This is a genomic window from Solidesulfovibrio sp. (assembly GCF_029978005.1).
GTDB lineage: Bacteria > Desulfobacterota > Desulfovibrionia > Desulfovibrionales > Desulfovibrionaceae > Solidesulfovibrio.
In genome coordinates this window covers 35196-56258 of sequence record NZ_JARKOZ010000004.1, presented here as the reverse complement: position 1 = coordinate 56258, position 21063 = coordinate 35196, and the positions used below count along the sequence as shown (strand labels likewise).

At 65.7% G+C, this 21063-nt stretch carries 20 protein-coding genes; 18 read left to right on the top strand and 2 right to left on the bottom strand.

Annotated elements, in window-relative coordinates; genetic code table 11:
- The 18 genes from Q1K70_RS00695 to Q1K70_RS00610 all read left to right on the top strand — a co-directional run.
- Positions 1-1994: AAA family ATPase (locus Q1K70_RS00695; protein ID WP_300154332.1), on the top strand; the 1994-nt coding region annotated here is incomplete at its 5' end.
- A 24-nt stretch (positions 1995-2018) separates the two neighbouring features.
- Positions 2019-3725 carry a type II/IV secretion system protein gene (locus tag Q1K70_RS00690; RefSeq protein ID WP_300154330.1) on the top strand — a complete coding sequence of 569 codons (1707 nt, stop codon included), beginning with the start codon at positions 2019-2021 and terminating at the stop codon, positions 3723-3725.
- Positions 3726-3749: 24 nt separating this feature from the next.
- Complete coding sequence (locus Q1K70_RS00685) at positions 3750-4979, top strand: type II secretion system F family protein (RefSeq protein ID WP_300154327.1); 1230 nt, start codon at positions 3750-3752, stop codon at positions 4977-4979.
- Between the two features lie 131 nt (positions 4980-5110).
- Positions 5111-6421, top strand: coding sequence for a sigma-54 dependent transcriptional regulator (locus Q1K70_RS00680; RefSeq protein WP_300154326.1), 1311 nt, complete (start codon positions 5111-5113; stop codon positions 6419-6421).
- A 191-nt stretch (positions 6422-6612) separates the two neighbouring features.
- Positions 6613-6996, top strand: a complete 384-nt coding sequence (locus Q1K70_RS22115) for a prepilin-type N-terminal cleavage/methylation domain-containing protein (RefSeq protein ID WP_366521632.1) — start codon at positions 6613-6615, stop codon at positions 6994-6996.
- Between the two features lie 79 nt (positions 6997-7075).
- Complete coding sequence (locus Q1K70_RS00670; protein WP_300154323.1) at positions 7076-7450, top strand: type II secretion system protein; 375 nt, start codon at positions 7076-7078, stop codon at positions 7448-7450.
- A gap of 93 nt (positions 7451-7543) precedes the next feature.
- Complete coding sequence (locus Q1K70_RS00665; protein ID WP_300154320.1) at positions 7544-9661, top strand: pilus assembly protein TadD; 2118 nt, start codon at positions 7544-7546, stop codon at positions 9659-9661.
- 67 nt (positions 9662-9728) lie between these two features.
- Entirely contained in the window at positions 9729-10244 is a 516-nt protein-coding gene (locus Q1K70_RS00660) for a prepilin-type N-terminal cleavage/methylation domain-containing protein (RefSeq protein WP_300154318.1), read from the top strand.
- Positions 10241-10696 carry a type II secretion system protein gene (locus tag Q1K70_RS00655; protein WP_300154316.1) on the top strand — a complete coding sequence of 152 codons (456 nt, stop codon included), beginning with the start codon at positions 10241-10243 and terminating at the stop codon, positions 10694-10696. The genes Q1K70_RS00660 and Q1K70_RS00655 overlap by 4 nt, the downstream gene beginning before the upstream one ends.
- A 1-nt stretch (position 10697) precedes the next feature.
- Positions 10698-11231, top strand: coding sequence for a prepilin-type N-terminal cleavage/methylation domain-containing protein (locus tag Q1K70_RS00650; protein WP_300154314.1), 534 nt, complete (start codon positions 10698-10700; stop codon positions 11229-11231).
- A gap of 8 nt (positions 11232-11239) precedes the next feature.
- Positions 11240-12925 (top strand): hypothetical protein, encoded by a 1686-nt coding sequence (locus Q1K70_RS00645; RefSeq protein WP_300154311.1) that lies wholly within the window; start codon positions 11240-11242, stop codon positions 12923-12925.
- A gap of 142 nt (positions 12926-13067) precedes the next feature.
- Complete coding sequence (locus Q1K70_RS00640; protein ID WP_300154309.1) at positions 13068-14456, top strand: hypothetical protein; 1389 nt, start codon at positions 13068-13070, stop codon at positions 14454-14456.
- 46 nt (positions 14457-14502) lie between these two features.
- Positions 14503-15063, top strand: coding sequence for a lytic transglycosylase domain-containing protein (locus Q1K70_RS00635; RefSeq protein WP_300154306.1), 561 nt, complete (start codon positions 14503-14505; stop codon positions 15061-15063).
- Positions 15064-15181: 118 nt separating this feature from the next.
- Positions 15182-15523, top strand: coding sequence for a carboxymuconolactone decarboxylase family protein (locus Q1K70_RS00630; RefSeq protein ID WP_300154303.1), 342 nt, complete (start codon positions 15182-15184; stop codon positions 15521-15523).
- A 112-nt stretch (positions 15524-15635) separates the two neighbouring features.
- On the top strand, positions 15636-16115 hold the full coding sequence (locus tag Q1K70_RS00625) for a hypothetical protein (protein WP_300154300.1): 480 nt from the start codon (positions 15636-15638) through the stop codon (positions 16113-16115).
- A gap of 16 nt (positions 16116-16131) precedes the next feature.
- On the top strand, positions 16132-17094 hold the full coding sequence (locus tag Q1K70_RS00620; protein ID WP_300154297.1) for a hypothetical protein: 963 nt from the start codon (positions 16132-16134) through the stop codon (positions 17092-17094).
- Positions 17091-18236, top strand: a complete 1146-nt coding sequence (locus tag Q1K70_RS00615; RefSeq protein WP_300154295.1) for a lytic murein transglycosylase — start codon at positions 17091-17093, stop codon at positions 18234-18236. The genes Q1K70_RS00620 and Q1K70_RS00615 overlap by 4 nt, the downstream gene beginning before the upstream one ends.
- 59 nt (positions 18237-18295) lie before the next feature.
- Entirely contained in the window at positions 18296-19120 is an 825-nt protein-coding gene (locus Q1K70_RS00610; protein WP_300154292.1) for a polysaccharide deacetylase family protein, read from the top strand.
- A gap of 193 nt (positions 19121-19313) precedes the next feature.
- On the opposite strand, the gene Q1K70_RS00605 is transcribed toward Q1K70_RS00610, so the two are convergent.
- Both Q1K70_RS00605 and Q1K70_RS00600 read right to left on the bottom strand, forming a co-directional pair.
- A complete protein-coding gene (locus Q1K70_RS00605; protein ID WP_300154289.1) occupies positions 19314-20450 on the bottom strand; it encodes a ParA family protein in 1137 nt (378 codons plus the stop codon).
- A gap of 54 nt (positions 20451-20504) precedes the next feature.
- Entirely contained in the window at positions 20505-20936 is a 432-nt protein-coding gene (locus tag Q1K70_RS00600; protein ID WP_300154286.1) for a hypothetical protein, read from the bottom strand.
- Positions 20937-21063: the final 127 nt, after the last annotated feature.

The window sequence follows — 21063 nt, the reverse complement described above, 5'->3', positions numbered from 1 at the left end:
TCGGCGAGGTCGGCACCGGCAAGACCACGCTCGGTCGCGAGCTCACGCGCATTCTCGCCGCCGACCCCGCCATCGAGGTCTATTTCCTCGACGATCCCTACCACCCCACGCCCGTGGAGTTCCTCCTCGCCTTGTGCCGGCTTTTCGGCGTGGACGCGGCCGGGCTCGGCCGCGACGCCGGCCCGATCAAGGACGCGCTCAAGGCCTCGCTTCTGGTCAAAAGCGCCGACGGCAGCCGCATCGTGGCGCTGATCGTGGACGAAGGGCAAAAAATCACCCCGGAATGTCTGGAGCTTTTGCGCGAGCTGCTCAACTTCGAGACCAACACCCACAAGTTGCTGCAAATCGTCATGTTCGCCCAGAACGAGTTCGAGGACGTGCTGGCCGCCCGACCCAACCTCGACGACCGGGTGAACTTCCGCTACCGCCTGCTGCCGCTGGACCGCCGGCAGACCCGGCGCATGATCGAGACGCGCCTGGCCCGGTGCGCGCCGGACGGCGTCGCCCCGAACGTCTTCACCCCCCTGGCCATGCGCCGCATCCACCGCCTGACCAAGGGCTATCCCCGCAAGATCGTGCGGCTTTGCCACCTGTCCATGCTGCTGGCCGTGGGGCTGAGCAAACGGCGCATCGGCTGGGGCCTGGTGGGCCGGGCCGCCCGGGAGTCCCGGGGGGCCACGGGCGTGTGGCTGCGCCGCGCGGCGGCGGCCTGCGCCTGCGCCGCCCTCGTCGGCGCGGCCGGCTACGGCCTTTCCGGCCCGAACTTTTCCGCCATGCCCCAAAGGCTTCTGGACCTGGCCCGGCAGGGTCGGGCGCCCCTCGGCCTGACCGTGGCGCCGGCCTCCCCGGAGGTCGCCGCGTCGGCTCCGGCCCCGGCTGTGGCGCCCAGCCCGGCCGCGCCCGAGGCCGCGTCACTGGCCGAGGCGGCCGAGGAGACCTCCAAGCCCGTGGCCGCCGCCGGGGTCGTGCCCAAAACGCCCGCGCCGGTCGTGCCGGAAGCGTCGGCTTTAGCCGCGACAGTCGTCGCCGCGCCGGCCGAGCCGGAAACTGTCGCCGCCGCGTCTGCCGCCGCTGCCGCCACGCAAGCGCCCAAGGCGCGCCCGGTCGTCGCGCCCACGCCGGCTTCCGCCCATGCTTCTTCGCCTGCCGCCCGGCCGGCCGCGCCCGCGTCGGCCGCGCCCATGCCGCAAAACGAGGCCCTCGGCGCGGCCCTGGACCTGGCCGCCGCCGCCGTGGCCCCGGAAACCAGGGAGCAGGTCATCGTCGTGACCAGCGAGGACGGACTGCCGGCCCTGCCCCTGCCCGCCGGCGCGCCGGCCGCGCCGCCGACCTTGCCCGAAGCGCCGCTTCCCGGCGTCCGCGCGGCCAAGGCGGCCGCCGTCCAGGTCGCGCCCGAGGCGGACGGTCGCCTCGGCGCCTCGGTGGTGCGCCCGGGCTGGTCGGCGAGCCGGCTGGCGGCCCGGGTCTACGGCAGCGGCAACCGGACCGTGCTGGCCAGGCTCGCCAAGGCCAACCCCGGCCTGGACATCACCCGCGTCCGGGCCGGCGAATCCATCGTCTATCCGGTCATCGAAACCAAGGCCCCGCCCGCCGGGTCGTACCTCGTGAAGGTCGGCTCCGTGGACAGCCTGGAAAAGGGCTTCGCGCTCATATCGACGGTCAAGGATCGTCAGAACCTGTCGTTGTCGCTTTTCTGCACCAGCCACCCCGAATCCGGCACGCGCTTCGACGTGGTGATCGCGGCGCTTTTCCCCAGCCAGGCCAGCGCCCAGGCGGCCATGACCGTGCTGCCGCCGGAACTCTCCGGCCGGGCGGTGCTGCTCGGAGGCTTCCCGGAGGGCACGGTCTACTACACGGACCTCGGCGAGGCCGACGGCGTGGTCGCGCCGGCGTTTCGTCCCTTGCCCGGCCGACAGGTGGCCGAGAGCCGTCCCGATCGGGGACTCGTGGCCCGGTCGGCCGTCCCGGCGGACGCCCTTTCACTTGGCGAGTAGGCGGGAAAAGGTCGGAAACGCACCATGGAGCCAAGAAAACGCCTCAGGCTCGGCGAGATGCTCGTCGCCGCCGGACTCGTCTCCGAGGACAAGCTGCGCCAGGCCCTGGCCGCGGGCAAACGCGGCGGGCTCAAGCTCGGCCAGCAGCTCGTGCGCGACGGCACGGTCAAGGAATCCGACATCGTCGACCTGATCAGCCGGCAGATGGGCCTGGCCAAGTACACCCCGGAACGCTTTCCGGTGGACAGCCACCTGGCCTCGCTTATCCCGGCCGAGATGGCGTTGCGTTCCAAGCTCGTGCCGCTTTCCAAGTCCGGCAACCTCATCCGCGTGGCCATGCCCGATCCGCTGGACATCAGCGCCATCGAGGACATCGAGATCTACAAGAACTGCGAGGTGGAGCCGGTCATCTGCACCGAGCGCGAGCTCGGCTACCTGACCAGCGCCATCTACGGCATGGGGCTCGGCATCGAGGGCGTCCTCGACAGCATCGAGGACATGCGCGAGGACGACGTCAAGACCGAGGACCGCTCGGGCGACGTGCAGGTCAGCTCCCTGGAGGACATGGCCGGCGAGGCCCCGGTGGTGCGCTTCGTCAATTCTCTGCTCTCCCAGGCCGTGCGCGAAGGGGCCAGCGACGTGCACATCAGCCCCGAGCGCGACCAGGTGCAGATCCGCATGCGCATCGACGGCAAGCTCAAGGCCGTGCCCTCGCCGCCCAAGCCCATGATCCTGCCCATCGTCTCGCGCATAAAAATCCTGGCCAACCTCGACATCGCCGTCAGCCGCGTGCCCCAGGACGGCCGCTTCACCGTGGCCATCGACAAGCGCGAGATCAACATTCGCGTCTCGACCCTGCCCACCATCCACGGCGAGAACCTGGTTCTGCGTCTGCTCGACATGAGCGCCGGCGGCATGCTGTTGGCCGACATGGGCCTTTCCGCCGAGGACTTGGCCAAGATCCGGCTGGTGGTGGACAAGCCCTACGGCATGTTCCTGGCCACCGGCCCCACGGGCTCGGGTAAGTCGACCACGCTCTTCGCGCTCCTGCGCGAGATCAGCCGGCCGGATATCAACGTCATCACCCTGGAGGACCCGGTCGAGTACCGCATGGAGGGCGTGCGCCAGGTGCAGCTCAACCGCCGGGCCGGCATGACCTTCGCCAGCGCCCTGCGCTCCACCCTGCGTCAGGATCCGGACGTGGTGCTCGTGGGCGAGATACGCGATGCCGAGACCGCGGCCATCGCCACCCAGGCGGCGCTCACCGGCCACAAGGTGCTCTCCACCGTGCACACCAACGACGCCGCCGGCGCGGTCATGCGCCTCATGGACATGGGCATCGAGCCCTTTCTCGTGGCCTCGGTGCTCAACGTATCCATCGCCCAGCGCCTGGTGCGGCGCATCTGCCCCAACTGCGCCGAGCCCTACACCCCCAAGCCCGAGGTGCTGCGCTTCTGGAACCTGGAGGGCGCGCAGGGGGCCACCTTCATGCGCGGCCGGGGCTGCTACCTGTGCGGCGATTCGGGCTTCAAGGGGCGCGTGGGGCTTTACGAGATCCTGGTCATCGACGAGGAAATCCAGGAGATGATCAACAAGCGGGCCACCTCGCGGGAGATTAGCCGTTTCGCCGCGGACACCGGCCGGCTCAAGCTCCTGGAGGACGACGCGCGCCTCAAGATCCTCGAAGGCAAGACCACCTTCGAGGAGGCCTCCTCGGCGGTCATGCTGTAAGCCGTCGCCCGTAAAGGAGCTTTCGTGCCCCAGTACAGCTACCAGGCCATCAACGAAGCCGGCAACACCGTGACCGGAACACTCGAGGCGGAAAGCCCGGACGCGGCGAAGAACCGCCTGGCCGCCATGGGCTACATTCCGGTCTCGGTCCAGCGCGGCGGGGGCGCCGTCCCCGGCGGCGGGGCGAGCGCCTCCCCCGGATTCTCCTTCGGCCGGGTCAAGACCCAGGAGCTCATCCTTTTCACCAAGCAGTTCCGCACCATGCTCGGCGCGGGCCTGTCCATGCTGGAGATTCTGCGCGTTCTCGAACAGCAGACCGAGAATCCCAAGCTGCGCCACATCTGCACGCAGATGTCCGACGACGTGAAGAAGGGTTCCACCATTTCCGACGCCCTGGCCAGGCACGGCAAGGTCTTTTCCGACCTCTACGTGAGCATGGTGCGGGCCGGCGAGGCGGCCGGCGCGCTGCCCCAGGTGCTTGACCGCCTCATCTACATCATCTCCCACGAGCACCAGGTCCACTCGGACATCCGCTCGGCCCTGCAATATCCCATCACCGTGGTCATTGCCCTGGCCGTGGCCTTTTTCGTGCTGCTGACTTTCGTGGTGCCGGTCTTCGCCCAGATTTTCGCCAACGCCAAGGTGGCCCTGCCCTGGCCCACGCAGGTGGCCATCGACCTCAACATCCTCATCACCAAATACTGGTACGTATTGCTGGCCGTAAGCGCCGCCGTGGTGACGTCCCTGTACTTCTGGTTCAAGACCGAGAACGGAAAAGTCACTCGTGACGCCTTCTTCCTGCACATCCCCGTCATCGGCATGCTCTTTCGCAAGGCGGCCATGTCGCGCTTCGCCTCCATCTTCTCCATCCTGCAGGCCAGCGGCGTGCCGGTCCTGACCACCATCGACATCCTCGTCGGCACCATCGGCAACGCGGCCATCGCCAAGGAGTTCCGCCGCATCCAGGACCTCATCCGCACCGGCCAGGGCTTGGCCGCGCCCCTGGCCCGGGCCAAGTACTTCACGCCCATGGTGGTGACCATGGTGGCCGTGGGCGAGGAGTCGGGCAACCTCGACGAGATGCTCTCGGCCATCAGCGAGCACTACGACGCCGAGGTCAGCTATGCGGTCAAGCGCCTGTCCGACGCCCTGGGCCCGATCCTCATCGTGGGGCTGGCCGGAGTGGTGGGCTTTTTCGCGCTGGCCATTTTCCTTCCCATGTGGGACATGTCGCAAGTGGCGTTGCGGCATTGAGGCGGCCGTTCGACCGCATCGGCGGTGAGTGCTTGAACCTCGCCGTGTAACCGGATGCATTCTTTCGCGACAGTCATATGGTTGGCGTGCCCCGTTGGGCTTTTGCGCGAGGCGTCAAGCTGCGAGGCGGCATGCGGCGGCGATTCGAACCGAGTCTGGCGGTGCTCGTGCCCGTCATCCTGGGGGGCGTGGCCACGTTGGCCGTATTGTGCGCCGACTGGCTTCCCCGCTTTTTCCCTGGAACCTTCGCTCCTCACGGCATCCTCGTTCCGGCCGTGGCCGCCGGGCTGGCCGTGGCCGGCGTGGCTGCGGTCTTCGTGCTCGTGGCCCTTCGCCCCATCAGGCGGCTGCTTTCGGCCACGCCGCCGGTTCTGCCCGCGACCGCCGCCACCGCGCCGCCGAAGCCCCTTGGGGAATTCGACCGCCTGGGCCTGGTGGCCGACCAGATGGCCGAGGTCCTCGGCAAGCTCGACGCCCGGGTGCAGTTCCCCGACATGGTGGGCGAGAGCCGGGCCATGCGCGGCGTTTTTTCGCGCATCCTCAAGGTCGCGGCCACGAACGCCACGGTGCTCGTGCTCGGCGAGTCGGGCACGGGCAAGGAACTCGTGGCCCGGGCCATCCACGCCAAGAGCGCCCGGGGGCAGGGGCCGTTCGTGGCCGTCAACTGCGCCGCCATCCCCGAGGGGCTGCTCGAAAGCGAGCTGTTCGGCCACGAGAAGGGGGCCTTCACCGGGGCCCACGCCAAAAAGCGCGGCCGGTTCGAGCAGGCGGGCGGCGGCACGCTCCTGCTTGACGAGATCGGCGACATGCCGCTTGAAACGCAAGCCAAGATCCTGCGCGTCCTGGAGACGCGGTTGGTGGAGCGCGTGGGCGGCGACGGGCGCGGCCTGGCCGTGGACGTGCGCATCGTGGCCGCCACCCATCGCGACCTGCCGGCCATGATCGCGGACGGACGCTTTCGTGAGGACCTCTACCACCGGCTCAACGTCTTTCCGCTGCGCCTGCCGCCCTTGCGGGAACGGCGCGAGGACATCGCCCTGCTGGCCGGCCGCTTCCTGGACGCCCTGCGGCCCGGGGCGACGCTGTCCGTGGAGGCGTTGCAGGGGCTGCTCGCCCACGGCTGGCCGGGCAACGTGCGGGAGCTTAAAAACGCCATGGAGCGGGCCTCGGTCCTGGCCGGCGACGGTCCGGTGGAGCCGTCGCATCTGCCGGCTTTGGTTGGAGGCACGAGCCAGAACGCCTGCGCCGCCGGCCAGGATCGCGACCTCGACACGCTTTTGGCCGGCTACGAACGGTCGCTGATCGAGGCGGCCCTGGCGCGCACGTCCGGGGTGCAGGCCCGGGCCGCGGCAATGCTCGGCATCAAGGAACGCAGCCTGTGGCACCGGGTGAAGAAACTCGGCATCGAACCCGGCGCATTCAAGGAATCAGGCGGGAAATAGGAGTGTCATCAAAATTTGATGCGGCAGGCATCAAATTTTGGAGCATATTGGTCGCGCCGGGAATAAGGCGCGGCCGCAAAAGGCCAAGGCCGCCGGAAACCGGTCCCACCAGGGCCGGCCGGCATGTTTCCTGCTAGTTTTGGCAACAGTCGCCAGGGGGCGGCTACACCCTTATCGGAGGAGAAAGGAAAATGGTTAAGGCAAGAATTGGCAGCCCGGGGCAGCAGGGCTTCACGCTGATCGAAATCATCGCCGTGCTGGTCATCCTCGGCATCCTGGCCGTGGTGGCCGTGCCCAAATATTTCAGTCTGCAGGACGATGCCCGTAGGGCGGCCGCCCAAGGCCTCGTTGCCGCCGCTCAATCTCAGTTGAGCCTCGGTTACGCCAACCAGAAGCTGAATAGTTCATATGGATTTGCGACGACTGCGACAGCCCTCAACGCGGAATGTCAGAAAGTGTCCGTCAGCGGAAACGCTTATATCAGGTGTGACGCGGGTTCGAACAATGGTGCCACGATACAAGGTTATGTCGATGGAGTGAACAATTCTGGAGTTTGGAATAATCCAGAAGGTTAAGCCCTTTCAAAATAGAGAATCGAAAGGCGGTTGGCGAATTTTTGTCTGCCGCCTTTCGTAGAGATGGTGGAAGCGAGGAATGATGCATCATTCCAGGGCAGGTTTTACTCTTATTGAGGTCATTGCTGTAGCTTGTTTGGTTGCCATTCTTTTTATCGCTATCATTCCAAAATACAACTCCATGCTCGACGACTCGCGTCGACAGATCGCAAAAAGTTTAGGCGCTGCGGCAGAATCTCAATTGTCGCTGGAATATTCTCGACGCGTAATTACAGGCACCTCTCTTGCAGTTTTTTCCCAGGATGTCTGCGATATGGTTTCTCTGTCTGCAAGTAGTGGAAATGCCAACATAATTTGTCTGGGCAGTCTCTCCGATGAGGAAATATCCATCACTGCCACTGTGGATGGTCAGTCCATCAACGTTAACTGGGTCAGCCCTCAATCAGGTTCATGATTTCGTGCGCGTTGAGCCGATGTTTTTTCTGAACTGGCAATCTTCTTCCGTAGTCGGCTGCACCAAGGCCGTCTCCCGAATTTCGGAGCCTGCATGACGCATACGCGCGCCCTGCGGCCTGACTGGCGGAGCTGGCCGGTCTGGGCGCTTTTTCTGGGTCTTGGCTGGCTGATCCTGCGTTTCCCCATCGCCGCCCTGGACTTCGACATCTGGTACCACCTTCTGGGCGGTTCCTATATCCTCGAGCATCGGGCCTTGCCCGGGACGCCGTTTTTTTCGTTTCTCGAACCGTCCAGCGGTTGGGTGGACTACTATTGGCTCTTCCAGGTGCTGGTGGAAGCCGTATACCGCCTGGGCGGCTACGTCGGCCTCGTCGTCTTGCGCAGCGCCCTCTATCTGGCCACCGTCTGGATGGTCTGCATCTATTTGCGCGAGGCCGACGACGCGGCGGACAACGGCGTCTTCGTCCTCGTGGTGACTCTCGTTAGCGCCTACGCCTTAGCCATCGTGCCGCGCGACCTCATCTTGCGGCCCCACATCGTGACGTACCTTTTCATCGTCGTCTTCCATTGGATCGTGGACAGGCGGCCCGGCCTGCGTTGGGCGCTGCCGGTGCTGGCTGTCGTTTGGACCAACGTCCACGGCGTGGAATATCCCGTGCTGCTGCTCGTGGGCGGGGCGTATCTGGCGGAGTTCTTCGCGCCCAAGCTCCTGCGCCGGCCGGTTCCCGAGACGGCCCGGTTGCTGCGCTGGCCGCTCATCCTGTCGCTGTACGCCATACTGGCCACGCCGGCCGGGTTTTCGCTCCTGGCCAAGCCCTTTTCGCCGCCGTTTTTCCACGAGCGGGTGGTCAACGAACTCATGCCCCGGGAACTGGGGGCGTTTCTTTCCTTTTCGTTCTACCTGGGCGGCATATTCGTGGAGACGTCCAGCAACGTGCTCGTCATGTTTCTGGTCGCGGCCATGCTCGCCTTGGCCTGGATGCGGCGGCTGCGCGTAAGCCGCGTCATCCTCTTCGCCGGGGGACTGTTCCTGTTGCCCCAGTCCCGGCGCTTCACTTATGAATTCCTGCTCCTATGCCTGCCCCTGGCCGGCGACGCGGCAAGGCTGCTGGCCGAGCGGCGGCTTCGGGCCATTCCCTGGAAGGCGGCCCTGGCCGGCTGCCTGGTGGTCGTCGCCGCCACGGTCTGGTGCCTGTCGGATTTTCTCGGCCCCAGGCAGCGCTATCCCTTGGACTTGGCCCGGTTGCCCGTGGGCGTGTGCGATTTCCTCATGAAGGAAGGGCCGGGCGGGCGGGTGTTCAACGTGCCCAATCCCGGCGGCTACCTGGAATGGCGGCTTTATCCCAAGTACAAGATTTTCATGGACATGCAGACGATGCTCTTCTCCAGCCTCGATCTGTTCACGAGCATCGCCGGGTTCGGCGACAAGCAGGTGCTCGGCCGGGCCATCGCCAAGTACGAGCCCGGGTTCGTGGCCGCCGACATCCGCGACAAGGATTTCGCCAAGCGCCTGGAGGGGCTGGGGCATTTCGCGCCGGTCTTTTTCGACGACGTGCTGGTCCTTTACGCGGACGCGGACCGTCATCCCGACCTCGTGGCCCGGTTCAAGCTGGCGGCCCTCGATCCGGCCGGTTGCGTCACCGAGGACTACGAGGCCATGGAGGACGCCAAGCGGGAGGCTGTTCTCGGCGAGTGCCGGCGCATGCTGGCCGTTTCGCCGGACGGGCTCGTGGTCAACACCGTGGTCGCGAAGATCCTGCTCGCCCGGGGGGAGACGCGGCAGGCGGCGGAGATCGCGGCCCGGCTCATGGGGGTCTATCCGGACCGCTACATGGGTTATGCCTTGGCCGGGCTGGCGGCGTTCAAGGAGGAGCGCTACGCCGAGGCCCTCGAATACAACCAGGAAGCGTTTTCGCGCGCCATGCCGGGCGAGAAGCCCATGGTGGTGCGCAACCTCTACGCCACCTACGCGCGGCTCAAGCAGTTCGACAAGGCCTACGAGGCGTTGCAGTCGGTCATCAATCCCATGGCCCCCGCGACGTCGTTCACCGATGCCTACGACATGGGCATGGCCGCCGTGGCCTCGGGCAGGGCGCGGGAAGGGCGGCTGCTTCTCTCCATGGCCCTGGCCCGGGCCACGGACAAGGACGCCGAGAAGGTCAAGGAGATCGAGTCGCTCCTGGGGATGATGCCGGCGGCGGACGGGTAGCCGGGGAGCCCCGGGCTTCACGGGGGGGCTTGGTTGGTGTAAGGACTCGGTAGGGGGTGGAAACGGCATGGGGACGGCCGAAGATCGGGCCGAGGCGGCAGGGCGGCGTTGCCTGTCCGCCAGGGGCTTCACCATTCTGGAGGTGGCGGCGGTGCTGCTTCTGGTCGGGCTGTTGGCCGTTGTCGCGGCCGTCAAGCTCGGCGGCAACAACGCCAAGGCCACGGCCGAGGCCGACGCCATGCGCTCCGTCCTGCGCTACGCCCAGTCCCGGGCCATGGCCGACGTCTACACCTGGGGCGTGTCGTTCAATTCCACGAGCTATTCGCTTTTTTCCAACAATCCCAGCCAGGCTGGCCATGCCCTCCCGGGCCAGGGAAGCAGCACGCACACCCTGACGTCCGGCGTGACGCTCAGCGGCACGTCGCCCATCATCTTCGACTGGCGGGGCCAGCCGGTGACCGGCTACGTGACCACGGCCGGCGGTTCGGCCACGGCGGCCACGAGCTATCAGAACATCACGGCCACGGAATCCGGCGGCTCCGCCGGCATAACAGTCACGCCGTACACGGGATTCGTTCCATGACACGCCGATTCGTCTCGCGCGGCTTCACGCTGCTGGAAGTCATCATGACCTTCGTCATCCTGGCGATCGTCTGCGTCGTCGCGGTTTCGTCCTTCACCGGCGGCGTGACGCGGACGGACGTGCCGGTCAAGCAGTTGCAGACGGACGCGAAGTTGCAGCTGGTGCTAGAGAATATGATTTCTAATTGGTGGTTGAATTATAACAATCAACTCGTTGCTTTTAACGCAAATATTGGTAATGCCAATGTAGTGTCGACAAAGTATGGAAGTGGTTCGAGTTATGTCATTACGCAGAAGCAGTTCGTCTGTCCTTCCGGTGGGTCGTTCGTGGCCAATCCAAGTTCGAATCAATTTCTGATGGTGACGATCAAGCCGGATGCCAATTCCGGGGTGAGTCTCACCTACTTGTTCAATTCGTCAAACAACACCTGCAACACCTTTGGCGGCAGCTGACATGAGGCGGCAAGAACGGACACATGGTGCGCGATGCGCCGGCTTCACGCTCATCGAGATCGTTTGCGTGTTGGTTTTGCTCGGGCTGACGGCGCTCGTGAGCTCGCGGATGTTTACGAACATGATCCGCGGCTACGTGCTGGCCCGCAATTCCGACGCGGCGGTGCAGAAGGCGCAAAATGCCATGCAGCGCATGACGATCGATTTTACCTACCTGCGGCCCAATATGTCGACGGGCACGGCCAGCACGTTGACCTACAACATGTCGTTGGCGAATACGTCGAATGTGACCATCGCCCAGTCGGGGAACAGGATCACGTATTCGGTCAACGGCACGGGGTATACGTTGACGGATGGCGTGCAGGCGAATTCCTTAACATTTTCTTATTTCAATACGTATGATTCGGCTGCGCTTACGTCGATTAGTTCTTCGACAAGTATTGTTGGCTTTTCGTACACCATGGTCGGGGACGACACGAGTCAAGGATTGTCACAGAATTATGCGACCCGAGTGATGGTGAACAAGGTCAAATAGGTGATTTCATGGCACCATCGTTCTTGCGCCCAGTGATCGATCGACTGCGGCAGGCGTTGCCCGGCGGCAAAAGCGGTTCGACCATGCTATGGGCCATCGGCGCGCTTGTGGTGCTGGGCGTCGCCGGCGCGACGGTGGCACTCATGAGTCCGGCGGCATTGCAATCGAAGTTGGAGCAGGAAGCCGGTATGCGGGCGTATTACAACGCCAATGCCGGCCTCAATTATATTTTGGGAATGCAGCAGGCGGCGCAGAGTTCCAATTTAAATCTCTCAGGTTTTATTGGAAATATGGGAGGAGGGGGAGTTGTAATATATAATGTTGGTGCACTTGGTTCGTTCTCGTACCAGCTTGGAAATTTTAATTATAATGGTGCTGGCGGAGACTATCAAATTACAAATTTGGTTGGAACAGCTTACGATAGTTCTGGAAGAGGTGTTTATGGATATGTGTTGTATGGTGGATCGAAGGGAAGTTATACTGGTGGTGCAAATGGAGTGCCTTATAACCCAGGTGGGAATACAAATACAACTAGCCCAGCGGATTATGTTATTTATTCGGGAAATGCTGCGGTTACGATTGGCGGAGCGGCAAAGGTCGTTGGCGATGTTTATGCTAAAACGCTGACTGTTAGCCAAGCGGAAATTGATGGAAATGTTATTACGGTCGGAGATGCCAATCTTGGTTTTGCTACGACGATAAAAGGTTCGCTTTGTTCCGGTGGAGACGTGACGTTGGACCAGTCGAGTGTTTCAAGCACCATCAATGCGGCTGGCAATGTTTATTTGAAGTATGCTTCCACGGCAGGTGGGAATGTCTATAGTGGCGGCTATGTGAAGACAGACGGGAGTGTGAAGTTTCTCGGTGATGTGAATGCACAGCAGTATATAACGACTGGATGGGCTGCGCAGCTTTCTAAGAATGCTTATGCAAATGGGAATATTAATTTTCAAGGTGGCTCGGAGCAGGTGGCAGGGAGCGTCTATTCCGGGGGCACGATAGCATTGTCGTGGGGCACAACTATTGTTGGTCAAGCGATCGGGAAAAAAGTCACGGTAGTTGGAGGAAGCTCTGTTGGTTCATATACGGAAACGACGAGCTATCCGCCAAATATCAAGCCAACAGCTCCTACAACATGTCGGCAAGATTCAAACCCACCGCAAAAATCATTTACAAATACAAGTACGAAAGATGTTTATCTTCCGTGGGCCGATACGACGTATGGAAAAAATAATCCATTGCAGCCTGGAAGTTATAGGAATCTGACGAGCGGTGATTCTGTGACGATTACGTTCAAGGCTGGAACATATTATTTTAATTCTGTGAGTTTAGGCTGGGCAACCACAATCAATTATGATGTTTCGGGTGGAGATATTTTAATATTTGTGACGAATGATATATCGATAGGTGGATCTTCAAATATGAATGTATCGACAAATGGATCGACTTGGTCGGATATGACGGGTGTCGCCACGTCGTATGCGGCCAAAGTTTACTGGGAAAGTCATGGCAATGGCACACTGGGATGGGGAACGAATTGGTTTGGAACCATGTTTACTGCGAAGACGATCAATCTCGGGGGAGCAAATAATAATGTTATTGGTGCGCTCGTTACCTCAGGAACAATGAGTAATATCGACTGGAGTGCTAATATCGTGTATGTACCTGCAAATTATGCTTTGGCAAATTGGTAAATAAACCTATATTTATATACTTGTTTCGTTAAAACATTTTGCCACCATGTAGGAGGCTATGTATAATGTCCAATAGTCTGCGGCGACAATATTTCCTCTCCTGTCGCCGCAAGCACCATCCTGCTTCCGCCGAGTGGCTGTCATGGATCATGGCCGAGGCGAACTACGGAAAACGATTTTTCACCACCGTGCCGCCGCTGCCGCCGGCTACACCTTCCTTTTCACCGTCTTCGCTTTGACCACCCTCTCCGCCATAGCCGCCGCGCTGGCCACCATAAGCTCCTCCGCCGACCAGACCCCGCAAGCCGGGGCGGACGCGCTGCGCGCCCGCTACCTCGCCCTGTCCGGCCTCAACCTCTGGACCCCGGAAACCACAGGAACCTTCACCCTCGGAGTCGACGCCATCACCATCGGCCAGCTCGGGCCTGACAGCGGCGGCGTCTACGCCGTGACCAGCACCGGCACCGTGCGCGCCGGCACGTCCTCCCAGACCAGCGCCACCGTCACGGCAAGGCGCGGCGGCTCCGGCTCCACCATCACCTTCGACGACGACATAGATGCCTTCAAGACCCCGGTCGTCGGCAAGACCACCAACAGCGGGAGCGCCGTGCAGGTCTACGGCAAGGACGTGGACAACGCCCCGGCGACCCTGACGACGGCCGAATGGACGTCGCTTTTCGCGCAAAACGCCTCGCGCTACGCCGGCGGCTGGGTGCGCCTGGGCGGCGGCGCGGCCGAGACCACGGGCGCGGTCTGGTACACCGGCGACAAGGGCTCGTGCCAGGCCGGAGCCTGCGCCCTGGGCACGGGGTTTCGCGCCTATTTCGGCTTCGCCTTCTCCGGCTACGACACCCATGCACAATCCAAGACCTACGGCGACGGCTTCACCTTCGCCGTGATCACGGCCGCCAACGACCCGGCCACCGCCGCCGGCGGACCGGCCGCGGCCACGGGCGGCGAATACCTGGGCTACGCCGGGCCGGGACCCAGCGGCAAAGGCATCGCGCCCCCGAAGATGGCCGTGGAGATCGACACCTACCCCAATCGCGGCAGCGGCGATCCCAAATCCACCAACTCCCGCCGCGACGCCAGCAACGCCAACCACGTGGCCGTGGTCTACTGGGGCGATACGGCCACCTCCTACGACGACAACGTGCACGGCGCGGGAACGGACCCGGTCAACCCCAGCCTGGCCAAGGGCGGCTATTACGAAAAAGCCGCGACCTCCGGCGGCCCCCAATGGCTGGAGGACGGCGAGGAGCACAGCCTGCGCCTGGAACTGCTGCGCACGTCCGCGTCCGGCGGCGGCAGCTACACGCTCAAGGTCTGGATCGATCCGGAAGGCGTCGGCAAAAGCGACGTGAGCCTGGACTATACGGCGCAGACGCCGCAAGTCGTCTCCGCCGTTTCCCTCGACGCGACGAACCATGCCGGGCTCGACGCCGTGCGCTTCGGTTTCACCGAGGCCACGAGTTCGGCCGTCACCCAGGACGTGGCCGTGCACGGCTTCTCCCTGCGCTTTCGGGAGTAGGGCGGCGGGAGTTGCAAAATCCGCCCGGGCGAAGCACAGTCGGCTCATGTTCAAAAGCGTCGCCTGCCTGCTCCTCGCCGCCGCCCTGGCCGCCACGACCACGGACGCGGCGGCGGCCCAGGCCATCTACCAGTACCGCGACGCCAAAGGCCAGATCCACCTGAGCAACAAAAAGCTCGACGACAACTATCAGCCCTTCGACTACATGCGCCTGCCCGCCGGCACGGACCAGAACAAGGTCGTGCCCTTCATACGCTACTACTGCCGCCGCCACGGCCTGGACCCCAACCTGGTGCGGGCCATGGTGGAAGTGGAGTCCGGCTTCGAGGCCAGGGCCGTCTCGCCCAAGGGCGCGGCCGGACTCATGCAGATCATGCCCGGCACCGGCAAGGACCTGGGCCTGGCCGACGCCTTCGACGGGGCCTCCAACCTGGAGGCCGGCATACGTTACATGCGCTCGCTGCTCGACGCCTACGGCGACGTGCGCCTGGCCCTGGCCGCCTACAACGCCGGCCCGGGCCGCGTGCCCCGGGCCGGCCCCATCCCCGACATCCCCGAGACCCGGGATTACGTGGCCAAGGTCATGGCCCGGGCGGGGCTTCGCTGACCGCGCGCCTTGACCTGGACGCCGGTTTACGACAGCACCCATGGATGCGGGAGCGGATGGGGTCCGCGTTCCCGCCCATCGGGCCGCCTCGCGCGGCCAAACCCAAGGAGGACGGCACATGGGTACGGACTGGAAGGGACTGCTTGGCGCCGCCATGCAGGATATGGGCGCGTTGGCCAAGGGCAATCCCAAGCTCATGCAAGCCATGGAAACCCTGGACAAGGCCGGCGCGGCCCACGGGGCGCTGGACGCCAAGACCAGGGAACTCATCGCCCTGGCCGTGGCCGCCACCACGCGCTGCGACACCTGCATCGCCGTGCACGCGAAGGGCGCGGCCGACGCCGGGGCCAGCCGCGAGGAACTGCTCGAGACCCTGGCCGTGGCCGTGGGCCTCAACGCCGGAGCGGCCTTCGTCTACTCCTCGCACATCCTGAGCGCCTTCGACACGCTCGGCAAGTAAGCCGGGCGCGGCGGGGCGGCCCGAACGCCCCGCCGCAATGGACAAATCCGGCGGAACATGGTTTTCTCGCCTCCGGCCCGGCTTGCCCGGGCATTCCATCGCGGAGGCGAACATGGCGCTCAGGACGGCGTCGGCACTGCTTTTGATGACCCTGCTGCTTTGCGGCTGCGGCACGTTCGCCGACAAGGCCCCCGCGCCGCCGGCCGGCCCCCAGGCCATGCCCCTGACCGCGGACAACGTGGCCCAGGTGCGCGACGCCGTGGCCAAGGCCAAGGCCGCCGCCCAGGCCAAGTCCGCCGCTCCCGAAGACTACAGAACCTACGCCCGTCAGGTCTACGTGGCCTCCTGGGCCGGCAAATGGTCCGCCGCCGCCACCACCGACGCCGCCCTGGCCCTGGCCAAGGCCGGCAACGACCCGGCCCGGCAGTACCTCACCATCATGGTCTACGACATCCAGTTGCGCACGGCCATGGAGGGGACCACGCTGACCCCGGAGGACTGGCGCGCCGTGTACGTGGGCTCGGGCATCATGACCGAGGCCGCCTTCACCGGCTACATGGCCATGAGCCAGGGGGGCAAGGTCGTCCCCTGACCTTCGCCGCTTGCCCATGAGCACCATCCTTGCCAGTCTGCCGCGCGCGGCGCGCGCCGTGGCCGTCGATGCCGCCAAAATCTGCCTGGATCTCTTCAAGATCATGGTGCCGATCCTCATCGGCGTGAAGATCTTCAAGGAGCTCGGCTGGATAACCTACCTGGCCGAGCCGTTGGCACCGCTCATGGAACTCGTCGGCCTGCCGCCGGAATGCGGTCTGACCTGGGCCACGGCCATCGCCAACAACCTCTACGCCGCCCTGGCCGTGCACGCGGCCCTGGTCCCCTCCATGCCCGCCCTGACCGCGGCCCAGGCCACGGTGCTCGGCACGATGATGCTCATCGGCCACAACATCTTCGTGGAAGGGGCCATCGCGCAAAAGTGCGGCGTGAGCTTCTGGGGCCAGGCGGCGCTGCGCCTTGGCGGCGCGCTGGCCTGCGGGGCGCTGCTGCACGCGACCTTCGCCGCGACCGGCACGCTCTCCCAGCCGGCCACGCTCCTTTTCGCCCCGCCCCAGGGCGACGCGGGCCTTGGGACCTGGGCGCTCGGCGAAGTCAAAAACCTCGGCATGATCTACCTGGTCATCGCCGCGCTGGTCGGCCTCATGCGGGCGCTCGACAAGCTCGGGGTGACGCGCCTTTTCGAGAAGGCGCTTTTGCCCTTTCTGCGCCTCATGGGCATCGGCGGCGCGGCGGCCACGCTCACCGTGGTCGGCCTGGTCATGGGCCTGGCCTACGGCTCGGGGCTCATCCTGCTCGAGGTGCGCCAGGGCAAGGTGGCCAAGCGCGACGTGTTCGCGTCCATGAGCCTCATGAGCCTTTCCCACGCGCTCATCGAGGATACGCTGCTCATGTACTTGATCGGCGCGAGCCTGTGGGGCACATTCGTCGGGCGGCTGGTCTTTTCCCTGGCCGTGGTGGCGGTTCTGACCCGGATCGTCCAGGTACTGGCCGCCAGACCGGCCGTGGTGCGGCAATGAGCAGAAAACCGTTCGTCAAGCGGGCGTGGGCCTGGTGCGGCTACGCCTTGGTCGTGGGCCTGGCGGCGCTGGGCGTGGGCGCGGCCGTGGCCGCCTCCACCGTGGACCCGGCCTTCGAGCCGGTGGTGTCGCGGCTGGCGGCCGACGGCTTTCCTGAGGCCAAGCTGCGCCGGCTCTTCTCCCGGGCCGAGATGGTCTTCAGCCAGAAGGCCATGGCCGACAAGCTGACCGCGCTTTACATGCGCAAGTACGGCCTGCGCCTGGTGGCCGACGTGCAGCAGCGCCTCTCCGGCCTGGGCTGGTATCCCGGCCCGGCGGACGGGCGGCTCGACCGCATGACCAAGTGGTCCATCAAGGCCTACCAGACAGCCGTGGGCCTGCCGCCCAACCCCGCTGCTTCCGAGGCGCTCCTGGCCGAGCTCGACAGGCGTCCCCAGCACGCGCCGGCGGGCATCGCCTTTCCGGATTTCAGCGATCAGGAAGTCCACGACGTGGTCCTGAGCCCCGAGCGGCTGGCCGAGGCCAAGGAGTTCTACGCCAGGAACCGCAAGGCCCTGGCCAGGGTGCGCGAACGCTACGGCGTGCCCGAGGAATACCTGGTGGCGCTTTTGGCCGTGGAGACCCGGGTGGGGCACTACCTCGGCGACGTGGTGGCCGTGGTCAACCTGTCGAGCCTCGTCGCGGCCGAGAATCCGGCCCTGACCGCCTCGGCCTTCGCCTACGAGCGGCCCGACGCCAAGCGGCAGGCCTGGCTCGAGCAGAAGGCCCGGGAGAAGGGCGAGTGGGCCTACGGCGAGCTCAAGGCCCTTTTGCGCTACGCCGACGCCCAGGGGATCGATCCGCTGTCCATGCCGGGCTCCATCTACGGGGCCATCGGCATCTGCCAGTTCATGCCCTCCAACGCCCTCAAGTACGCCGTGGACGGCGACGGCGACGGCAAGGCGGACCTTTTCAACGTGGACGACGCGCTCATGAGCCTCGGCAACATCCTGCGCGCCATGGGCTGGAAGCAGCCCATGAGCGAGGAGGCCATGCGCAAGGTGTTTTACGGCTACAACCACAGCCAGGTGTACGTGAACACGATCATGGGCGCGGCCGAGCGTTTGCGCGCCGCCGACGCCTCTGGTACGGTCAAACCTTAACCCGTCGCCCGCACGCGGCCGCAAGAGTCGCGGGCGAACGTCGCTCCCGGAGGGTGCCCATGCGCGCCGTCAGGCTCCACGCTGCCATTCTGGCCGGATTATGCTTCCTCATCCTGACGGCGGCCCCGGCCTTCGCCACGACCATCCTCGTCTACCACAGCTTCGGCGTGCGGTCCTCCATGTCCATTTCCCTGGCCGCTTTCGCCGCCCAGCTCGACTACCTGGAACAGACCGGGCACAAGGTCATCTCCATGGACGAGCTGGCCCGTTGCCTGGACGAGGGCCGCAACCCGCCCGAAAAATCCGTGGTCATCGCCATCGACGACGGCTGGGCCACGGTCATGCAGGCCTTTCCCGAACTCAAGCGCCGCGACCTGCCCTTCACGCTGTTTCTGCCCATGGCCTACGTGGCCAACAAGTACTGCTCGGCCACCCTGTCCCAGGCCGACATCGACGCGCTCAAGGCCTATCCCAAGGTCACCTTCGGCAACCACTCCTTCAGCCATTCGCCGCGCCTGGCCCGGGACGAGGCCTTCGCCCGCGAGGACATCCGCAAGAGCGTGGAGCGCTTCCGCGAGGTGGTCGGGCACGATTCCAAGTATTTCGCCTATCCCTACGGCGCGCACAGCGAGGCCTATACCCGCATGCTCGGGGAGGCCGGGTTCGTCTACCTCTTCCGCACCGGCGACGATCCGGTCTCGGGCAAGACGCGCCCCGGGGCCATCCCGCGCATCGCCGCCCACCGCCTGTCCCTGCCGGTGCTGGCTTCGGTGCTGCGCGGCCACGAGGCGGTGCTGGCCAAGATGAAGACCGCGCCGGAATCGGCGGGGCCGCTTTTGAGCGCCACGCCGCCGGCCGGCACCATTCCACACAACGTGGAATAGCTTTCCCTTTTCCGCGCCAACCGGCCGCCATCACGGCCGTAACCGTTCGCCTCCGCTTCCGTCCCCTGGCCCCCTTTTCCACCCCCCGTGGACCGTTTTCCCACTATCCTCCCATTTTTCCCCAGGTGGGGAGGTCCAGGAGGGGGTCACCCCCTCCTGGCCGCCGGAGGCCTCCCCCTCCCTCCTCTTCCCCTCACCCCGCCACATGGCGGGCCAGGGCGGCGTAGTCGCGGGCGCCGGGGGAGCGGGGGGCGTATTCGAAGATGGTCCGGCCTTCGGCCGGGGCCTCGGAGAGCTTCACGTTGTAGCGGATGGGCGGGCAGATGCGCTCGGGGTAGAGGGTGGCGAGCTCGTCGCAAAGGGCGGCCGGGCCGCGCACGCGCTTGTCCAGGAACGTCGGCACGATGTGCGACAGGGTCAGCTCCGGCCGGTAGCGCGAGACCGCGGCGAAGCTCTGGAGGAATTCCGAGAAGCCTTGGAGCGACATGGCTTCCAGGGCCACGGGCACGAGCACCTCGGTCACGTAGAAGAGCACGTTGACCGACAGGGCGTCCCAGCCCGGGGCGCAGTCCACGACCACCACGTCGCAGCGGGCGTCGAGGGGAGCCAGGGCGTCGGCCAGGGTGCGCTCGCCGCCGAAATCCTTGCGGGTGATCAGCCGCTTGAGCCCGGCCAGGGCCTTGCCGCCGGCCAGGAGCCACAGACCCTCCCGGGCCGGGAAGAGCGCCTCGTCGGGCGAGGCGATGCCCTCCACCAGCTCGGCCAGCCCGACCTTGGGCGAAACGCCCAGGGCGTAGGCGGCCTGGCCCTGGGTGTCGGCGTCGACGAGCAGCGTCCTGCGCCCGGCCATGGCCAGGGCGGCGGCCAGGTTCACGGCCGTGGTGGTCTTGCCCACGCCGCCTTTGCTGAGCATGACGCCGATGCGCCGGGCGGCCGGGACGGCCTGGGCCGTCGCCGGCCGGGGCGCGGGTTCGGGCGCGGCGGCGATCTGGCGGCGGATGGCCGAAAGGGCGGCGGCCGCGGCGCGCTCCTCGGCGGCGTCGGGCTCGGCCAGGACCGGCGGCGCGGCAGCGTCCCGGGGCTCGGGCACGGGCTCGGGGACGGACGCGGCGGCCGTGGCCACGGCGATCTGCCGGGCGACCACGGCCGGTCGGTCGAAGACGCCGTGGGGGCGTTCGATGCGAAGCCAAGCCGGGGCTTCCTCGGCCGGGACCTGGGCGACGCGCCTGGCGGCGAAGCGGCGGTGGCAGCTGGCGCAGGTCACGCCGCCGGCCGGGGCCGGGTCGGGAACGTCCTGTCGGGCGCGGCAGAAGGGGCAGATGGCGAGCATGAGGCCCTCCGATTGGCTCGAGTCGCGCGGGCGTGTTTTTCCGGGGCGCGATCCTCAGGTGCGATGGCGGCCGGCGACGGCTGTCCGGCCCAGGCGGCGGCACAGGGGGCTGTCCTGCCCCTCGGCCTCGTAGGCGTCCAGGGCCAGGGCCAGGGCGGCCTCCACGATGCCGGACTTGGTCACGCGGCCGGGGCCGCGGCCGGTCAGGGCATCCCGGGCCGCGTCCAGGCGCGCGGCCACGGTTTCCTCGAAATAGTGCGTGGCCTTGCGCTTGGCCCGGGCCCTGGCGGCCGGCGGCGGGGCCGGCGCGGCGGAAGCGGGCACGAGGCGGGGCTTGGCCGGCCTGGGGGCCGGGGCGGGGCGCAGGAGCCGGGCCAGGCACGACGGATCGGGAAAGGCTTCGCTTGCGGCGGGCGATTCGGCCGGCGGCGCGGAAAGCAGCGCTTCCAGGATGTCCACGGTGGCGGCCTCGGCATCGGTACCCATGGTCGGCTCCTCGGTTCCGGCATTGGCGACGGATTCGCGCCTTGACGTCTAGCAAAAACTCTGCCACAAACCCCAACCTCCCGGATGGCCGCCTGTCGCTGGGCCGTCCCAACCCGGTCCCCGTTCC